Source organism: Brevundimonas sp. NIBR11 (genome assembly GCF_027912535.1).
GTDB lineage: Bacteria > Pseudomonadota > Alphaproteobacteria > Caulobacterales > Caulobacteraceae > Brevundimonas.
In genome coordinates, this window is the sequence record NZ_CP115465.1 from 2,834,873 (window position 1) to 2,853,537 (window position 18,665).

An 18,665-nucleotide genomic window follows, 5' to 3' on the forward strand; every position below is an offset into this window, starting at 1 on the left:
ATGACGATGACGGAAGACGGGCTGGCTCGGTTCCACGCCATGCTCAAGGACACGTTCTTCGGCGCTACCGTGGAGCGTCAGAACGGTGTGAAGACCAACGACACCCGGTTCGCTCACTACACCTCCGCAGAGGTGGCGATGAGCATCATCCAGAACAGCGAAGTCTGGATGCGAAACGCGATCACGATGAACGATTTCTCGGAGAACAGCTACGGCAGGACCGCCGTCTTCAATGCATGGGATGCACCCGGCGGCTTGAGGCTGCGAGAAGCCCTTGAGGCTGTCCACGAAGGCGCCGTGTCAGAGATCGCGACCCTGTTCACGTCGTGGCAGGGCGACCTCGAAACCAAGACTTATCTGACCAGCTTGTCGGAGCATGACGCCGAGGAAGACAATCTGGGGCGGCTCTCCATGTGGCGTGCTTACGGGGGCCGAAACGGAGTTGCCCTGATCCTGAACCGCACACCGTTGGAGTCAGAGAGCAACGAACTGAAGGCGTACACGACGCCCGTCTTCTATGGCGACCAACACAGCGTGGAAGCTCAGTTCGACCGGATGGCGGACGCGATCCTTCGGAACATCGGCATGATGCGGTTGCTCCCCGTTGCCGAACTGGCGAACACAATGTTCATCGCCTTGCGCTTCACCGTCCTTGGCACGAAGCACCCGGCATTCAGCGAAGAGCGAGAATGGCGGGTGATCTATTCCCCAAACCTAGAACTCTCCCCGGTCATCGAAGCCTTCGTTCACCCGGTACGCGGCGTCCCCCAAATCATTCAGAAGCTTCCGCTCCGAAACGACCCTCAGAATGGCCTCCATGGCGCGGCCATTCCCGATCTATTGCACCGGGTCATCATCGGCCCGACCGATGATCCAGTGGCAATGAGAGACGCGTTCTTGGTCCTGCTGGAGAAGGCCGAGGTGCCAAACCCGGAAGAACGCGTGTGGATGTCAGGGATACCGCTGCGTCAGTGGTGACATCGCTGGACCCGCATCCTGCTCCCAACAGCCGCAGCGCGGCTCACGGATAGAGGACCGCCCGACTTGTGCGAGCTTCGGAATACAGCCGCTTCGCCTCGCGTCTCATGCCCTGCGTCGCCCCGACAAGGTTCTCCTTGCCGCCGATTTTCACCATTGAGCGGTATAGCCATTTCGTCGAGTAGCCCACCCATTTGACTAGGTTGCGCCGGGGCGAGAAGTGGACCTGACGCGCTTCCGATCTCCAAGGCCCACCGCACCCCGCCAGGGCGGCTCTCACGTTTTCACGAGCGCCCTCCGGAACGACTATTGCGCCGTGGATATGGGGCTCATCCCAGCCCCCTTGTTCAACCGCGAACCAGAAGTCGGGTGTGCTGCTGGGAAGCCGTTGACGGAGATGTCGAGCGAGGCGGTCCTGCATGTGACGCCCTACCCCGACAGGATCGCTGGCGGCGTTCTTCATCACCTCTGGAGCGACCCTGAGAGTGAACGGGATGGCTTCGAGGTTTCGGGAAGCGAGCCCCCATCCCAGCATCTTCATGAGCGGGCTGGAGTGATCCCAGTGGGGCAAGAAGACATCGGGAATGATACGGACCCCTGCCCGATCCGCGTCTGCCAGAGTTTTTCTAGAAAGCCAAACTGAATGAACAGCACTTGCGCTCACTCGAACCGGCTGTCCAGCCCGCAGCTTAGTGTTGATATATCTGAAGATTTTTTCATCGCGACGAGGATCATTGCGCCACTCTGACCTCGACTTTTCCGACCGGGTTTTTACGTCCTTCGATGCCACGTCTCGGTCCAACATGGTCCGCCGGAAACGGCGTTCAGCGGCGGCACCACCAGCATGTTTTACTCGCCGGACAATCCCCGCCATCCGACCGGAATACGGAACATCAGAACCAGACTCATCGTCACTCATCTGGCGATGGACTAGCGCTCTCCCGAGCCAAGTCCAACGGTGGCACCGACCTTTTCGCGAGCCGGACCCCGATACCCCGAAGATAGGACCCTGATACCCCGAATCCTAGCGAACCAAGGCTCGCCTCTTGTGCGGAACGGCGCTTCTGACGGCGCTTCTTGGGGAGTTCTCGGACAGGTCTTCGGGGTTTCGGGGTCCGGTTTTCCGGCCAGGGGCCGTTAGGTTACGTTGGGGCGTATCAGGGGCCGGAAGAGAGCTCGACTGCGCGAAGTCCCGCCACGACAGCGTTTGCGGGGCTCTCAGCCGGACTATAAGGCTAGACGCTTGTTATAGGGTGGCTGAATGTACAAGTTACATACAGGTCCCGTCAGGTAACGTTTTCGCAGTCCCAAACCTTATACCCATCAGACCATAAGGGTTAACCCGATCCCCACGACTATTTGTTGGGGACCGGGGTCCAAATGCGACGCGAAATCTCTAGGACTTCGGTTAGCTCACGGACACCCGAAGCGCGGTCATCGTCTTCACCGCACGCGACAGTCCAGCCCTCTGATTTTCAGGCATTAGGCTGGCGTACGAGAGCGTTGTCTGCATCTGCGTGTGTCCGAGGGTTTTCCCGACCACCGTGATGTCCTCACCGCCGGACAACATGAACGTCGCCGTAGTTCGCCGGAGATCGTGTCGCCTCCAGTGACCTATCTCGGCCAGCTCAAGGATGGCGGCCCACGGTCGCTTGAAGTCACCACGATGCTTCTCAGGGTCTTTTCCTGGGAACAACCACCTGTCGCTTAGGGGGTCATCCTGCATCGTGCGGACGATCTCCACCGCTTCCGGAGGCAGGGCGAGTCGATGCGTCTGCCGTTGCTTCGTGTGTGCCGAAGGCTTGATCCAGAAGCCCCTCTGAAGGTCGAACTGCGACCACTCGGCTTTCAGCACCTCGCGAAGGCGGGCTCCCGTGAAGAGAAGCAGGCGGACCACATTCGCCGCATTCTGATCAGAGAACCTGTCGCAAGCGGACAGGAGTGCGGTGACCTGCACTTCTGACATATGATCCCAGCGCCGTTCGATGCGGTAGCCGTCCACCCCCTTGCATGGGTTGACGCTCATGACCCCGTCGCGAATAGCGATGTTGAACATCTTACTCAGGACAGCCTTCACGCGGTTGGCCTGTCCTTTCCCGGACTTATCGCGCGCGTCGGACATCATCGCCGCAACGTCCGATGAGAGGACCGCATCGATCTTCCGCGACCCAAAGCGAGGGAGGACGAAGCGATCCAGCGCAGTCCGAGCCGCGCTAATCGTCCCGTCAGCCAACGCTTTCTCAGCCGCCCACACGGTCAGATAAATGGCCGCATAGTCTCGGACGGTTGCAGCGTTGCGAACAGCTTGTCGGTCCCGGCTCGGATTGCCTCCCCTATCAACGGACACACGATGTTCGCGCGCGTCCTTCCGCGCTTGATCGACTGTCATCGCTGGATAGCTACCGATGGTAATCTTCCCCTGCTCGCCGCTGATGGTGCGAAACTGAAATATGAATGAGCGTGATCCTGCTGGAGTGGTGAGAAGCCCCAGCCCCGGAACATCGGAGTCCCAGATTGTACGCCCTGGCTCTGCGCGATCTATAACTCGGGTGGAAAGGCGTAGGGATGATTGGTTGGACAAGGTTACCTCCTGTCCGATCAGCGCTATTGGGCCATCTCCGTGGAAGCAATGTGGAAGCACGCGGGGTCGTAGAGGCACGTTCTTCCCCGTAGAAGGACGTACTCGTCTTCGCTCAAGATGCTGATTGGCAACGGATTTACGTTGCCGCACGTAGTCCCCCGTAGCTGTGCCGCCGTTTTCGTAATGATGGGGTCAGGTGTTCGAGTCACCTAAGCGGCACCACCTCTCCCCGCAGGACATGGACGAACCCCTGGGGCGGACGTGCCTTCCAGTTGGGAATGCGTCTGGGTCTGACGTGGGGCGTCGCCCAATCCACTGGAGCTCAGTCGCGCCGGGAGAATCCATGACCTATGGTGGTCCTCGTTCGACCAACCGTGCGTCATCGGGTCCGGCCGTCGCGCAGCGCTGTCTCTAGTTCAGAAGGCGGGCGCCACTTGAGTTCGGGCCGACACCTTCGGGAACAGGCACGTTGCTGGAGGAGTAGTTGGCGTTGATCACCAGCGAAGGCGCACCGTTCAGTTCCAACATTCGCGAGACAATCACCGTCCAGGCGCTGTCGCGCGCCACTTCGGCAGTACCTTCCACGATCAGCCGAGCTTCCGGCACATAGATGACGCCGAGAAGGTTCTCGACATGATCGCTCGTGATGACGAAGTCTTCGGTGTTTCCCCGTGTCGCGACAATCACCATCCCGGCGTAGGCCCCCGACTTGCGGCCATCGAGGCTGATTAAGGCGTGGTCTTTGAAGTCGAATTTCGATTCTTTGTCGAAGAACAGAACGACATCCGTGCCGCTCAAGCGGGCCGTGTCGCTGAGCTCCAGGTGCCCCCCCAGGAACCAGTGCTCCCCCGGTGCGAGAACAAGCACAGAGTCCCCGCCCATCTTGTAGCCGCCGCAATGGACCCCCGGCGCAAGTCGGAGGGTCCCCGTGGTGACCTTTTCCTTTTCCTTTCCCAGCGGACAGGGCTGCTTTTCATCAAGCTGCAGTCCCAGGAAGGGGTCGGCGATGGGCGCGGCGCCGGTGCCGGGCGCGGGATAGATCGAGCCGGACGCCGAGGTCACGGCCTGTACGACGGACGCTTCGATGCGCCCGCCCCGAACGACAATGTCCCGGTTGGAGTGCACCATGCAGGCGGGCGCACGCAGACGGCCGGTGTCCTTGATGTTCAAGACTTTGGTCTTGGACTCGCCGGTCACGAGGACGCAGAGCGGAGTCAGCCCGACAGCGACAGCCTGGGACGTCGCACCGAAATTCCATCCGCCCGGCGGAAGCATGTTGGCGAAGAAAGACGGCGTATGGCCCTTGAGCTGCACGTCAACGATCCGTCGTCCCGCGTCTTCAATGACCTTGATCGTAGGGGTGACCGTCGGGCTGTCTTTCCAGTCCTGAAGGTTCCCCTCCACAAACGACAAGGCCCGTGACGTAGCGACCTCATCGCTGATCGCCAGTCCGAGCTCAGTCGCGCCGGCGAGGGCCGCTGCATCGGCGATATCCTGAAGGCGGTTGCGAGCGGACGAGACCTTCATGAGGTCGATCGCGCCCGCGGCGATCATCAGGAGGGCCGGTGCGCCCAAGGCGAAGATCACAGCGATCTGCCCACGGACGTCCCGAGAAAAGGCACGCAGAAAGTGTCGGCACTTCTGGCTCATCCTAGGCAACGGCCGCGAGCGGCTGGGGTCGGGCCGTCGCTTCCGCGCGCGCGGCGCGCAGAGTGAACCGGATCTGGTATGCCAGAAGGCGCCAGTTCAGGGGCTTGGTGACGAAGGCCGTGGCGCCGGCGCGATAGGCGCGATCGATGGCCTGAACATCCTCGCGCCCGGTTTCGACGATGATCGGAAGATAGGCTGTCGCCGGATCGGCTCGAAGATGTTCGAGCAGAGTGTACCCATCCATTCGCGGCATTTCGAGATCGACCAGGAGCAGGTCGTACCGCTGCCGTTGAAGCATTTCGAGAGCGGCCAGACCGTCCTCGGCGACGTCGACCACCGCAGACGCGGTCGCCAGATTGACCTGGGCGAACTCGCGCAGGATCGGATCGTCATCGACGAACAGAAGTCGCGCGTCTTCGTCCAGGACGTAGAAAAAGCTGGTCATACACAATCCCTGGACCTCGCGGCCCGCCGATCCCCCGACCGGGTGTCCGCCTTAAGGGTCAGGTCATTAACGGCGGGTATCATTACTGAAAATCGCAACGGGGCCACCTGTGTCGGCAATCGAACATAAACGTCGGGGGAGTATCGGCGGCAAGCTTATCGCTCTTGTCCTGACAGCGTTATTGACATCCTTCGTCGTGACGTGCGTGGTTTCGACTTGGATGGACTTGAACCGTCAGGCGTCCCTGGAAACGGAACGACTGACACAGACGGCGAGAGTGATCGGTTCTCTCGCCGCAGAGTCGGTCGGCTCTGGCGATCGATCCGGCGCATTTCGCGCGGTGCGGTCCGTGAGCCAGATGCCGGATATCAGCTACGCGCGCCTGGAAACGCCCTCCGGTCTGCTCGCCGAGACCGGGGGCGGCGCTCGCTTGCTGCGTGACGCCGTGATTGCCGGCGATGGGCGGGGGCTGTCGCTCTGGTCGGTGCTTACGACAGGTTCTATCCAGGTGACCGCACCTGTGCTCAGCGAGGGGCAAGCGGTCGGCTCGATAACGCTCTTCAGCCGCGTGCCGGAGCTTCGGTCACGCGTGATGTCGACGCTTTGGACCTCCCTGGCGGGAGCCATGGTCGCCGTGGTCGCGGGGCTTCTGGTTGCGGCCCGGATGGGACGTCAAATCAGCCGTCCGATTGTGGATCTGGCCGACTTCGTACGTACCGTTCACACCTCAGGCGACTACCGCGCCAGTCCGGCGGTCAAGGCCGACGGAGAGATCGGTGATTTGATCGCAGGCTTCCAGCAGATGATGGCCGGCATCCGGGACCGTGACGCCCGGATCGCGCACCAGGTCGAGACACTGGAGTCCGAGGTCGCCGCCCGAACGGAAGACCTGGTCGTGGCGCGCGACGAGGCTGACCGCGCCAATGCGGCAAAGAGCGATTTCCTCGCGGTGATGAGCCACGAGATCCGGACGCCGCTGAACGGGATATTGGCGTTGAGCGATCTCCTGGCGAAGTCGGACCTGCCGAGCCGCCAGCAGCGCTATGCCGGCGTGATCGCAAAGTCCGGTCATTCGCTCCTCAGCATCATCAACGACATCCTCGACTTCTCGAAAGTCGAGGCCGGCAAGATGGATCTGGAGGCGGTCGAGGTCGATCTGCTGGAGATCGCCGAGGATGTCGCAAGTCTCTTCTCGGAGAAGGCGGCTTCCAAGGGGCTGGACCTCGCCGTGTACGTCGATCCTCGCCTGGGCTGGGTGATCGGCGATCCCACCCGCTTGCGCCAGGTCATCAGCAATCTGGTCAACAACGCCATCAAGTTCACCGAGCAGGGCGGCGTGCTGATCGCAATCGACAGGACCGATGCCGGAACCGTGCGGATCGCTATCGAGGACACCGGACCCGGCATTCCGGCCGACAAACTGCCAGGCCTTTTCGCGGCCTTCTCGCAGGCCGACCAGAGCACGTCGCGCAAGTTCGGCGGCACCGGTCTTGGGCTGGCGATCTGTGATCGGCTGGTTCGAGCGATGGATGGCGAATGGAATCTGCAGTCTGATCTGGGACGGGGATCGACCTTCGCCTTCACCGCCCCCCTCGCTGAAGCAAAGCCAGCTGTCGGCGCCCTTCGCATCTCGTGTCAGTGGAGGCTGAGAACCAGCGGGCTGGACGTCATGAGCGAGCGGGCGTTGACGCGTTACGCCGCGGATCTCGGAATCGCGCTGGCTGAAAACTCGGATGTCCCCCAAGTCTGCGGACCCAACAAGGCCGTGGCCGGTGCGGCCGTGATCTGCCCCGACGAGGCGTCCGCCAGCGCCATGACGGCTGCGCGTCCCGATGTCTGCTGCCTCGTTCGCCCGGTTCGCCAATCCGATCTGTTCGATGTCCTCGATCAGCTCTCGAAGGGCGAACGGCCAAGGTTGCGACAGGCGTCCGCCGTTGTGGAGGAGGAGATCATCTTCCCGGGCGCGCGCGTGCTTGTGGTCGATGATTCCGAGGTCAATCGCGAAGTGGCGCGCGAAGCCCTGCTCCAACTCGGCGTGGATCCCGACGACGCTGTCGACGGCGTCCAGGCGGTCGAGCTTCTCCGCAACCGCGCCTACGACCTTGTGCTGATGGACGGCTCGATGCCGGAGCTGGACGGTTTCGAGGCGACCCGGATCATCCGAGAGGAAGAAAGAGTCTCCGGGCGCGCTCGCGCCGCCATCGTCGCCCTGACAGCCCATGTGGTCGGATCCGGCGCCGAAGCATGGAGGGAGTGCGGCATGGACGGCGTCATCCACAAGCCGTTCCGTCTTCCCGATCTCGTGCGCGAGCTGACGCGCCACTGCGGCGCATTTGCTCAGACCCGCACGACACAGATCAGGGAGCCGATCACCGCAGCGGGCGCCTCGGTCGGTGAGCTGTTCGATCCCGTCGTGCGCGGCGAGCTTCTGGCCATGGCCCAGGCCGGCAAGAGCGATTTTGTCGATCGCATTCACCGGCTCTATGCGGACAACGCTCCTCTGCGCATGGCGGAGCTGCGGGCTGCCGCAAAGGGCGATGACCTCGACGCCCTCGCCCGAGCGGCTCACGCGCTCAAGTCCATGAGCCTGAGCCTTGGAGCGTCCAGTGTGGCGCAGCGGGCCTCGCTGATCGAAGCGGGCGCGCGCGAAGGCAGGGTCGCCCCTGGCGCCCTCGAACAGATCGAGGAGACGTTGTCCTGCACTCTTGCCGCCATGGGCTCGACCTCGGAGACTGCGGAAGCGCCGGAGCAGGCCGCAAGACCGATCGGTCAGAAGCTACGGACGGGAATCGCCGAAGGTCATCTGCACCTTGCCTACCAGACGATCGTGGATCGCTCGGGAGCGGCATCCGGCAAGGTGGAGGCCCTGATCCGCTGGATCGATCCGACCGAGGGGCGAATGTCCCCGGACATATTCATTCCCGAACTGGAGCGGAGTGGCGACATCAGCGCCCTGACCGATTTCGTTTTGGCAAGGGCGCTGCAGGACATGCGGGGTCGCGATTTGGTGGTCGGCATCAATGTGTCGGCGACCGAGTTCCAGGCCCCAGGCTTCGACGAACGGGTCTGGGCGGCCGCGCAGCGCGCAGGCTACCCCCCCGAGAAGATCGAAATCGAAGTGACCGAAACCGCAATGCTGGATGTCGAAGCGGCGCGCCGGACGATCGACGCCCTCGCCGTGCGCGGCATCGGTGTCGCGCTCGATGACTTCGGAGCCGGCTTCACCAGCCTTCACGCCTTGAGGGAGCTCAAGTTCAGGACGCTGAAGGTCGACAAGTCGTTCGTGGATCGGTGCGTCGAGGACACAGCCTCAGCGGCGATCATTCACGCCGTGATCGGGGTGGGCCGAGCCTTGGGCATGAAGGTCGTCTGCGAAGGCGTCGAAACCGCCGAGCAAGCCGCATTCCTCAAGGTGGCAGGCGCGCACTACATGCAGGGCTTCCATTTCCATCGGCCCGTCGAGGTCGTCTCGCTCGCGCCGATCACGGCGGCCGCCTGATATGGCCCGTATCGTGCTGGCCGACGACGATCCGATTTTCAGGCTATCGGTCGGGGAATATCTGCGTACGGCCGGACATGAGGTGTTCGACGCCGAAAATGGGGTCGTTGCACTCGACGCCGTCCGGTCAAAGTCGCCGGATCTTCTGATCCTGGACATGCTCATGCCCGAGAAAGACGGGCTTGAGGTCATTCTTGAACTCCGCGCCGCCGGCGTGACGCTCCCGATCCTCGCGGTCTCCAGCGGCGGCCGCATGGATACGCAGAGTTTGCTACGGCCGGCCAGCGCCTTCGGGGCCAGCGCCGTCATGTCCAAACCGCTGCTTCGAGAACCGCTGCTGAACGCGGTTGAAGGGGTTCTGGACAACCGTCGCACGAGCCAGACGCCTTGACCCGCCGTCTTATCAACCCCTTCACCCCTTCACGCTATCGTCTCCGGATGTGGATCAGCCGGGCTCTTCAGATCGCAACGCGGGCCCGGCAAGGTATCGTCGCCGGCATCTCTCAGACGCCGTTGCGCTCGTTTGCGACCGACACGAGCGGCAACATCGCGATGATCTCGGCCTTTGTGGTGCCTCTCCTCATGCTGGTGACTTTCGGGGGCATCGACATCCACCGCGCATCGACGGTGAAGAGCAATCTGCAGGACTCGCTCGACGCCGCGACCCTCGCTGCAGCCCGTTCGCCCTACACCAGCGACGCCGATATCACCCGGGTCGGTCTGGCGTCGCTCCAGGCCAACCTGGCTCCCTACAAGGACATCACCTTGTTGACGGGCCAGACGACCTTCAAGCTGGACAACACGGGAGCCGTGGTCGGCGACACACGCGTGAGCGTGGAGGCGTTGGTTGCGGACATCGTCCTGCCGCTGGTCGGAAGAGGCACGGGGGATCAGATTCCGGTGAACGCCCATTCGGAAGTCTTGCGCTCGAACAACCGGATCGAAGTGGCTCTCGTCCTGGACAACACCGGCTCGATGGCTGGTGCGAAACTGACCAACCTCAAGGCGGCCGCAAAGGATCTGATCGACCGACTGGAGGCTGCCGACAGTCGATCGATCGAACCCGATGCGATCAAGATTTCGCTCGTCCCGTTTTCCCAGACGGTGCGGATCTCGCCAGGGGGGTCGAACTCCGTCCCCAGCTACATGTCGAACGCCAACAATCACACGGGCTCGGACCTGGTCACGAACAAGGGACGCTTCGGCCTGTTCGGTGATCTAGGAACAACCTGGGCGGGGTGCGTGGAGTCTCGCGCCGCACCCTACGACATACGCGATACAGCGCCGATCGCCGGCAATCAGGACCGTCTCTTCGTCCCTTACTTCTCACCTGACTCGCCCGACCGCGCCGCCTATCCCAACGACGCGACGTGGCAGAACTGGGATTACGAGAATGACTACGTTCTCGATGGTTTGAGCAACGGAAGGTCGAACGTCGGCAGCAGTTCGGCGCGAGACACCCAATGGAACAACCGTCAGCGGCGCTGGCAGAAGTACTCCACATCGCCCTTCTTCAGCCTGAACAGCGCTCGGGGTCCGAACAAGGGCTGTGACCTCCAGCCGCTGATCCGTCTGACCGACGACTATGACCGGCTGCGCTCGGCGGTGAACGCCATGGCCGCGACCGGAAACACCAATGTCCCGCTCGGCACGATGTGGGGTTGGCACACTCTGTCGCCCAATGCTCCGTTCGGAGATGGACGCGCCTATGGCACGGATCGCCTGACCAAGATCATTATCATCATGACCGACGGCGAGAACGTGATGGGCGGCGCCGACAATCCGAACCTCAGCACCTACAGCGGTCTGGGTTACATCGGCCAGGGGCGGATCGGCATTACGTCAGGCTCGGAGTCTCAGCGTCGAACCGCCATGGATAACCGCTTCGATCACCCGACCTCCGGAGTGGAGGACATGTGCGGCAACATGAAGGGCGCGAACATAGAGGTCTACACCGTGGCCGTTCAGGTCGATGCCTCGGCGCAGACCATGCTGCGTCGGTGCGCCTCCGATGAAGAGCATTACTTCCCGGTCACCAGTGCATCCGGCATCGGCGCAGCCTTCGACCGGATCGCCGGCGCCATCGAGAATCTGCGTATTTCGCGCTAGTTGAGTGAGGACCCGTCATGTCTTTGGAAGCTGCAGTCATCGAGCGATCGGCCGTCATCGAACCGCCCGCCGAAAGGCGCGAGCAGACCGACCGTCGAGGGCGCGAGAGGCGCAAGCCCGGCAACCGCATCAACAAGGTCGCGCCGCGTCGGTCCCTTCTTCAGACGATCGCCCTGAGCGCGACCGGGATTTCTGCGACCCTCACCGGCCTCGTGTTCGCGACCAGCCTCTTCGTTTTGGACGCAGTTCCCTGGGTTAACCTCTTGGTTGCCGCTGCGGTGTCGGCTTTCTGTCTGCTGGCGTTCCTGCTCGGCTGCATCGAGCAAAGGCTGATCGAGATTCGCCTGGAACTTATGATGGCAAACGGCGGCGCGCGCCAAGCCGATCGACGGCAGGGCGACCGCCGAGGCTAAGCCGAGCCATGCCGGCCTAGTCCGCTCAGGGCTGGGAGCCGTCGTTGGCTGAGCGTCTGAGACGGCGCCTACGGACCATCGGACGCCCGTCGTTGGCGCGGGCGACCCCGGCCCGATCAGACCTGATCCAGCCGATAGCCAATCCCTGCTTCGGTCACGAGCAGCATGGGATGCGCCGGATCGGATTCGATCTTGTGGCGCAGCTGGCCGACCACGACGCGCAGATACTGGATGTCGTCGGCATGGGCCCGACCCCAGATGGCGGTCAGGAGGTCGGCGTGGCTGACGACCTTGCCGGCGTTGCGGGCGAGGTAGGAGAGGACGTCGTACTCCTTGGGCCGCAGTTTCAGCCGCTCCTGGCCGCGCGTGACGAGGCGGCGGTCGAGGTCGATGGAGACCTCGCCGGCCGTGACGACCCCGGAGGCGACCGGACGCAGGGCGCCCTGGCGCAGGCCGGCGCGAATCCGAGCCAGGAGTTCGCCGACGCCGAAGGGCTTTTCGACATAGTCGTTGGCGCCGAGATCGAGGGCTGCGATCTTCTCGGCCTCCCTGTCACGGGCGGACAGGATGATGATCGGGCCGTCGTAGAACTCGCGGGCGCGACGCAGGACCTCCTTGCCGTCCATGTCGGGCAGGCCGAGGTCGAGGACTACGGCGTCGGGGCTCCACAGGGCGATGCCGCGCAGACCCTCCTGACCGCTGTCGGCGCGTTTGGCGTCGTAACCGGCGGCGTCGAGGGCTGGCGAGAGGAAACGGTGGATCTGGGGTTCGTCGTCGATGACGAGGATCTGGGGGCGCACGGCGGACATCACAGCAACTCGCGGTGGGTGACGATGGCCTTGGGCAGGCGGATCAGGATGCGGGTTCCGGGGCGGGCCTCGTCGCCGTCGTGGATCGGGCTGGCGGCGGCGATGCGGCCCTGCATGGCCTCGACGAAGCCCTTGGCGATGGCGAGGCCGAGGCCCACGCCCTTGGCGCGGTCCGTGGGTTCGTCCATGCGTTGGAATTTGTCGAAGACGCGTTCGAGCTCGGCGGTGGGGATGCCCCGGCCTTCGTCCTCGATGGAGATGACGACCGAGCCGCGGTCCTCGTAGGCGGCCAGTTCGATGGCGGAACCGTCGGGGGAATAGGCGATGGCGTTCTCGAGAATGTTGACCAGGGCCTGTTCCAGAAGGCCGTCGTCGGCCTTCACCAGGCTGAGCTCGGCCGGGAAGTCGCGCGTGACGGTGCGGGCGCCGAGACGGCGGGCGATGCGTTCGGCCGCCGCGTTGAGGATGTCACGGACATCGATCCACTCGGCCCGGACGTGAAGAGCGCCGCCCTCCAGCCGGGTCATGTCGAGAAGGTCGCCGACATAGCGGTTCAGCCGCTCGGCCTCCTCGCGGATGCTGAGCATGAGGTCGTCGCGGACCTCCTGCGACAGGCCCTCGCCGTAGTCGATCAGGGTCGTGGCCGAGCCGAGGACGGTGGACAGGGGCGTCCGCAGGTCGTGACTGACCGAGTTCATCAAGACGGCGCGGAAGCGATCGGCGCGGCGCAGGGTCTCGGTCTCGACCGCCTGGCCGGCGAGGTCGGCGCGTTCGATGGCGACGGCGCCCTGATCGAGCAGGGCCAGCGCCAGCCGTTCCTCGTCAGAGCCGGGGGCGAGGGCGTCGGCCTCGATGCCGGCGACGCCGACGCGGCCGCGCACGCCCTGGAGCGGGCGGAAGGTCCAGGAGGCCTGGGGCAGGGTGCCGGTGCCGAAACCGGCGGCCTCGCCATGCTCCCAGGCCCAGCGGGCGGCGGCCATGGCGGCGGCTCCGAGGGCGGGAGTGTCCGGGGCGCCGGCGGCGATGACGATGTCGTCGCCCTGCGGAAGGAGGACCACGGCCTTGGCGGAGGCGGCCTCGGCGGCCTGTTCGGCGAGGACTGTCGCGGTGGCCTGACGGTCGTCGGCGCCGGCCAGGGCCTCGCTGGCGCCGAGCAGGGCCGAGACGGCGGCGGCGCGACGCTGGGTGCGGCCGGCCTGCTCGCGGACGCGGCCCGCCAGCACGCCGGTCAGCAGGGCGACGCCCCAGAAGACGACGAGGGTCAGGACGTCGGTCGGGGAGCCGATGGCGAAGCTGTAGCGCGGCTGGAGGAACAGGAAGTTGTAGATCAGGAAGGCCGCCGTCGCCGCCGTCAGGGCGGGACGCAGACCGTAGAGGGCGCCCGCCGCGACCACGGCCGCAAGATAGATGACGCCGAGATCGACCCGCTCGAACGCCTGGTCCAGGCCGAGGGCCGTGAGGGTCGCCAGGCCGATGAAACCGGCGCCGATGGCATAACCGCGCCCGGCCGCCGGGCTCGGGGCGGACGCCGGTCTGGGCGCGGCGGTCGGCGCTTCTCCGGCGTCGGTGACGATGTGGATCGCCGCGCCGCTGGACGAGCGCAGCAAGGCGACGGCCAGCGAGCGACCGAACAGGTCGCGCCAGGGGCTGGAGCGCCCCTTGCCTACGACGATCTGGGTCACATGGTTGCGCTGAACGTGGTCCATGACGGTGCGGACGACGTCGTCTCCGGTCAGGGTCACCGTTCGGGCGCCCAACTGTTCGGCCAGCTTCAGCGCCTCCGAGAGCCGGGCGGCGCCCTCGGCGGACACGGCGGCGCGGTCCACCGTGGCGACGGTCCAGGGCGCGTCCATCATCATGCCGGACAGGCGCCGACCCGCCCGGACGAGGGGCGCGGCCATGGCGTCGCCGCCGATCAGGACGAGGATGCGTGCGCCCGCCGCCCAGGGACCGGACACGCCCTTCTCGCGCAGATGGACCAGCAACTGGTCGTCCACGGTCTCCGCGGCGCGGCGCAGGGCGAGTTCGCGGAGCGCCGTCAGGTTCTCGACCTTGAAGAAATTCTCCGACGCCAGCCGGGCGGTCTCGGGGACGTACACCTTGCCCTCGGCGAGACGCTTGCGGAGTTCGTCGGGGGTGATGTCCACGACCTCGATGTCGTCGGCGCGGGCGAGGGCGCTGTCGGGGACGGTCTCGCGCTGGCGGGCGCCGGTGATGCGCAGGACGACGTCGGACAGGCTCTCCAGATGCTGGACGTTCAGCGTCGTCCAGACGTCGATCCCGGCCTTCAATATCTCCTCAACGTCCTGCCAGCGTTTGGGGTGGCGCGAGCCCGGCGCGTTGGAGTGGGCGTATTCGTCGACCAGCAGCAGGCCCGGACGACGTGCGATGGCGCCGTCGATGTCGAACTCCATCAGGGCGCGGCCCTTGTAGTCGACGGGGTTGCGGGCCAGCACCTCGAGCCCGCGCAGGAGGCTTTCGGTCTCGCGGCGGCCGTGGGTCTCGACCAGACCGACCAGGACGTCCTCACCCTCGGCTTTTCGGCGGCGCGCGGCGCGAAGCATTTCGTAGGTCTTGCCGACGCCGGGAGACATGCCGAGAAAGACCTTCAGCCGGCCCCGCTTGCGCGAGGTCGGCTGTGGGGCGTCGACGCTGGAAGGCTCGGCCAACTAGCCGGCCAGGGCGTCCAACGCCCGGTTGGTCATCAGGACGTTCACGCGCGGCTGGCCGATGAAGCCGAGCAACGGCGTTTCGGTATGGCGGTCGATCACGCTCTGCACCTCTTCGACGGTCAGGCCTCGGGCCGTCGCGATGCGGGCGGCCTGAAGACGGGCATAGGCCGGTGAGATGTCCGGGTCGAGTCCCGAACCGGAGGCCGTGACCGCGTCGGCCGGCAGGACCGAGGCGCCGGTGTCGGCGCGGATGGCGTCGGCGTCGGTCTTGATCCGCGCGGCGAGGTCCGGGTTGAGCGGCCCGAGGTTGGAGCCCGACGAGGCGGCGGCGTCGTAGCCGTCGCCGGCCGCGGATGGACGGGGGTGCAGATAGCCGGCCTCGGCGAAAGGCTGGCCGATCAGGGAGGAGCCCTGCACCGCGCCGTCGGCGCCGCGAACCAGACTGCCGTTGGCCTGGGCCGGGAACAGGCCCTGGGCGAAGCCGGTGATGGCCAGAGGATAGGCGAGGCCCAGGACCAGGGTGAACAGGGCCGTCATGACGACGGCGGGGCGAAGGTGGGCGAGCATGTCGGGCGCTCCTTAGAAGACGGCCTTCAGCGAGGCCACGGCGCGCGCGCCGTAGATGTCGCCGAAGTCGTGCTGGTCGGTGTCGTGGTAGCGGACATCGAGAGCGAGATTGTCGATCAGCTGGTAGGCCGCGCCGAAGTTCCACGTGGTGTAATCGAAGTCGGACGACAGGACCTGACGGCCAAGCGCGCCAGAGATCGTCCATTTTTCGGCGGGGCTGACGGCGGCGTTCGCCTCGACATAGGTCGCCTCGTCTTCCGAGGCCCCGAAGAAATCGGGCGACCAGTAGACGGCGGCTCCGACCGTGGCCGGACCGACAGCACGCGACGCGGCGGCTTTCAGCTCGACGTAGTCGTAGTCGGCGCCGTCCGGCTGCCCGGCATAGAGATAGCCGACCACGCCGAGGTCGAGGCTCCAGCCGGAGACCTCGGGACGGAAGCCGCCGTAGAGGTCGGCCTCCGCATCGGTGTCTCCATCGCCGGGGAAGGCGACGTTCGAGGCCCAGGCGCCGGCGTAGAACTGGCCCGTCGTGACGTCGGCGCCGGCGGAGATCGCGGGGTCTTCCTCCGTCTGGCTGACGCCCCGGAAGACGTAGTCGGAGGTCGCGGCGGCGTTGAACGACCACTGCGGGCCGGTGGTCTGGGCGGCGGCCTGTGCGGCGAGCGATCCGAGGGTCAGGAGCGCGGTGATCGCGACGGCCGTGCGGGTTTGAGTTTCCATTGTCTATTCCTTGAGTGCGGCGGCCGGAACCGGCGCGGGTCTGTCGGTCTGGCCGGCGTCGTCGTGGCGCGGGATCAGGGCGGCCACGACGATGGCGGCTATGAAGAAGAGGGCGAACCAGGCGTCGTTCTTGCCGGCGGCCTTGAAGCGGCGGGACATCAGGCCAGACCCAGTCCGGTGAGGATCAGGTCGATCGCCTTGATGCCGACGAAGGGCGCGACGAGGCCGCCCAGGCCGTAGATCAGGAGGTTGCGGCCCAGGAGCTTGCCGGCCCCGACCGCCCGGTATTTGACGCCGCGCAACGCCAGCGGGATCAGGGCGACGATGACCAGGGCGTTGAAGATGACCGCCGACAGGATGGCGCTCTCGGGGCTGTTCAGGCGCATGATGTTGAGCGCGCCCAGAGCGGGCAGGGCGACCACGAACATCGCCGGGATGATGGCGAAATATTTGGCCACGTCGTTGGCGATGCTGAAGGTGGTCAGGGCGCCGCGGGTGATCAGGAGCTGTTTGCCGACCTCGACGATCTCGATGACCTTGGTCGGATCGCTATCGAGATCGACCATGTTGCCGGCCTCGCGTGCGGCCTGTGCGCCGGTCTGCATGGCGACACCGACATCGGCCTGGGCCAGCGCCGGAGCGTCGTTGGCGCCGTCGCCGCACATGGCGACCAGACGACCCTTGGCCTGTTCGGCCTTGATCAGACGCATCTTGTCCTCGGGCGTCGCCTCGGCGAGGTAGTCGTCGACACCGGCCTCACTAGCGATCGCGGCGGCCGTGACCGGGTTGTCCCCGGTGATCATCACGGTGCGCAGACCCATGGCGCGCAGCTCGGCGAAGCGGGCCTTGACCCCCGGCTTGACCACGTCCTTCAGGTGGATGACCCCGACCAGACGGCCGTTCTCGGTGACGGCCAGGGGCGTCCCGCCCGAGCGGGCGATGCGATCCACGGCGGCGGTGAACTCGGTTGGGGGCGTGGCCCCCTGGCCCAGCGATTTCAGTACGGCGTCCACCGCTCCCTTCCTCCAGGACTGCTCGCCCGCATCGACCCCCGACTGACGTGTCACGGCGGTGAACGCGATGGCCGTCGCGCCTTGCGGCAGTTCGGCGACGACGCCGGCGTTCTTGCCCAGTTCGACGATGGAGCGGCCTTCCGGCGTCTCGTCTGCCAGGGACGCCATGACGGCGGCGCGCAGGGCGGCCTCGGGGCGGACGCCGGCGACGGGGATGACCTCGGTCGCCATGCGGTTGCCGAAGGTGATGGTGCCGGTCTTGTCGAGCAGCAGGGTATCGACATCTCCGGCGGCCTCGACCGCCCGACCCGAGGTGGCCAGGACGTTGACCTTCAGCAGCCGATCCATTCCGGCGATGCCGACGGCGGATAGAAGGCCGCCGATGGTGGTGGGGATCAGGGTGATGAAGAGGGCGCCCAGCACGATGGGATCGAGCTTCACGCCCGAATAGGCGCCGAGGCCCACCAGGGTCACGACCGCGATCAGGAAGACCAGGGTCAGGCCGGCCAGCAGGACCGACAGGGCCAGTTCGTTCGGCGTCTTCCGCCGGTTCGCGCCCTCGACCATGGCGATCATCCGGTCGAGGAAGGTCGAACCCGGAGCCGAGGTGATGCGCACCTTGATCCAGTCGGAAACGACGGTGGTGCCGCCGGTTACGGCCGAGCGGTCGCCGCCGCTTTCGCGGATCACCGGAGCGCTCTCGCCGGTGATGGCGGCCTCGTTGACCGAAGCGACGCCCTCGACGATCTCGCCGTCCGAAGGGATGACGTCGCCCGCCTCGACCAGGACGATCTGACCGACGGTCAGCTCAGCGGCCGGGGTCGGGACGACCGTGCCGGTCCTGGGGTCGACGATCAGCTTGGCCTTGGTCGTCACGCGGGTGGCGCGAAGGCTGTCTGCCGCCGCCTTCCCGCGCCCTTCGGCGACGCTCTCGGCGACATTGGCGAACAAGACGGTGGCCCAGAGCCACAGGGCCAACTGGATGGCGAAGCCGGCCGCCTGTCCCGAGGCCATAGCCCCGGCGGCCGAGACGGTGGCCAAAAGGGCGACGATCCAGGTCGTGAAGATGACCGGGTTCCGCAGCAGATGACGCGGGTTCAGCTTGACGACGGCGTCGGCCAGGGCGCGGCCCAGCATGGCGTCGTTGAGGCCCTGACCCAGCGGAGAGGTGGAGGAAGCAGTGGCCTCCTCGGGGTTTGCGAATGTCAT

15 protein-coding genes are annotated in these 18,665 nt (G+C 65.4%); 5 read left to right on the forward strand and 10 right to left on the reverse strand.

All coding sequences use genetic code 11. The features are described 5' to 3' along the window. The gene (locus tag O5O43_RS14225; protein WP_271084551.1) at nucleotides 1-978 is read left to right on the forward strand and encodes a DUF2971 domain-containing protein; all 978 of its coding nucleotides are present in this window, start codon (nucleotides 1-3) and stop codon (nucleotides 976-978) included. Between the two features lie 43 nt (nucleotides 979-1,021). Here O5O43_RS14225 and O5O43_RS14230 read toward each other — a convergent pair whose 3' ends face one another. The 4 genes from O5O43_RS14230 to O5O43_RS14245 all read right to left on the reverse strand — a co-directional run bounded on the left by O5O43_RS14230 (nucleotide 1,022) and on the right by O5O43_RS14245 (nucleotide 5,654). After that, entirely contained in the window at nucleotides 1,022-1,768 is a 747-nt protein-coding gene (locus tag O5O43_RS14230) for a hypothetical protein (RefSeq protein WP_271084552.1), read from the reverse strand. Nucleotides 1,769-2,386: 618 nt separating this feature from the next. Next, a complete protein-coding gene (locus O5O43_RS14235) occupies nucleotides 2,387-3,559 on the reverse strand; it encodes a site-specific integrase (protein ID WP_271084553.1) in 1,173 nt (390 codons plus the stop codon). Between the two features lie 411 nt (nucleotides 3,560-3,970). Further along, on the reverse strand, nucleotides 3,971-5,209 hold the full coding sequence (locus O5O43_RS14240; protein WP_271084554.1) for a TadE/TadG family type IV pilus assembly protein: 1,239 nt from the start codon (nucleotides 5,207-5,209) through the stop codon (nucleotides 3,971-3,973). A gap of 1 nt (nucleotide 5,210) precedes the next feature. Further along, the gene (locus O5O43_RS14245; protein WP_271084555.1) at nucleotides 5,211-5,654 is read right to left on the reverse strand and encodes a response regulator; all 444 of its coding nucleotides are present in this window, start codon (nucleotides 5,652-5,654) and stop codon (nucleotides 5,211-5,213) included. Between the two features lie 277 nt (nucleotides 5,655-5,931). Between O5O43_RS14245 and O5O43_RS14250 the strand changes: the two genes are divergently transcribed. Genes O5O43_RS14250 through O5O43_RS14265 form a run of 4 tightly spaced genes read left to right on the forward strand, consistent with a single transcriptional unit; the run spans nucleotide 5,932 to nucleotide 11,675 of the window. Then, on the forward strand, nucleotides 5,932-9,153 hold the full coding sequence (locus O5O43_RS14250; RefSeq protein WP_271084556.1) for an EAL domain-containing protein: 3,222 nt from the start codon (nucleotides 5,932-5,934) through the stop codon (nucleotides 9,151-9,153). Between the two features lies 1 nt (nucleotide 9,154). Then, entirely contained in the window at nucleotides 9,155-9,544 is a 390-nt protein-coding gene (locus O5O43_RS14255) for a response regulator (RefSeq protein ID WP_271084557.1), read from the forward strand. Continuing rightward, nucleotides 9,541-11,262, forward strand: a complete 1,722-nt coding sequence (locus tag O5O43_RS14260) for a pilus assembly protein (protein ID WP_271084558.1) — start codon at nucleotides 9,541-9,543, stop codon at nucleotides 11,260-11,262. Before O5O43_RS14255 ends, O5O43_RS14260 begins: the two co-directional genes overlap by 4 nt. Before the next feature lie 17 nt (nucleotides 11,263-11,279). Next, nucleotides 11,280-11,675, forward strand: coding sequence for a hypothetical protein (locus O5O43_RS14265; RefSeq protein WP_271084559.1), 396 nt, complete (start codon nucleotides 11,280-11,282; stop codon nucleotides 11,673-11,675). A gap of 116 nt (nucleotides 11,676-11,791) precedes the next feature. Here O5O43_RS14265 and O5O43_RS14270 read toward each other — a convergent pair whose 3' ends face one another. Genes O5O43_RS14270 through kdpB form a run of 6 tightly spaced genes read right to left on the reverse strand, consistent with a single transcriptional unit; the run spans nucleotide 11,792 to nucleotide 18,665 of the window. Then, on the reverse strand, nucleotides 11,792-12,484 hold the full coding sequence (locus O5O43_RS14270) for a response regulator transcription factor (protein ID WP_271084560.1): 693 nt from the start codon (nucleotides 12,482-12,484) through the stop codon (nucleotides 11,792-11,794). Continuing rightward, nucleotides 12,484-15,153 (reverse strand): sensor histidine kinase KdpD, encoded by a 2,670-nt coding sequence (locus tag O5O43_RS14275; protein WP_271084561.1) that lies wholly within the window; start codon nucleotides 15,151-15,153, stop codon nucleotides 12,484-12,486. The genes O5O43_RS14270 and O5O43_RS14275 overlap by 1 nt, the downstream gene beginning before the upstream one ends. Next, on the reverse strand, nucleotides 15,154-15,723 hold the full coding sequence (gene kdpC / locus O5O43_RS14280) for a potassium-transporting ATPase subunit KdpC (protein WP_271084562.1): 570 nt from the start codon (nucleotides 15,721-15,723) through the stop codon (nucleotides 15,154-15,156). Between the two features lie 12 nt (nucleotides 15,724-15,735). Next, nucleotides 15,736-16,443 carry a TorF family putative porin gene (locus tag O5O43_RS14285; RefSeq protein WP_271084563.1) on the reverse strand — a complete coding sequence of 236 codons (708 nt, stop codon included), beginning with the start codon at nucleotides 16,441-16,443 and terminating at the stop codon, nucleotides 15,736-15,738. 3 nt (nucleotides 16,444-16,446) lie between these two features. Beyond that, nucleotides 16,447-16,602 (reverse strand): hypothetical protein, encoded by a 156-nt coding sequence (locus tag O5O43_RS14290; RefSeq protein WP_271084564.1) that lies wholly within the window; start codon nucleotides 16,600-16,602, stop codon nucleotides 16,447-16,449. Then, nucleotides 16,602-18,665 carry a potassium-transporting ATPase subunit KdpB gene (kdpB, locus tag O5O43_RS14295; protein ID WP_271084565.1) on the reverse strand — a complete coding sequence of 688 codons (2,064 nt, stop codon included), beginning with the start codon at nucleotides 18,663-18,665 and terminating at the stop codon, nucleotides 16,602-16,604. The genes O5O43_RS14290 and kdpB overlap by 1 nt, the downstream gene beginning before the upstream one ends.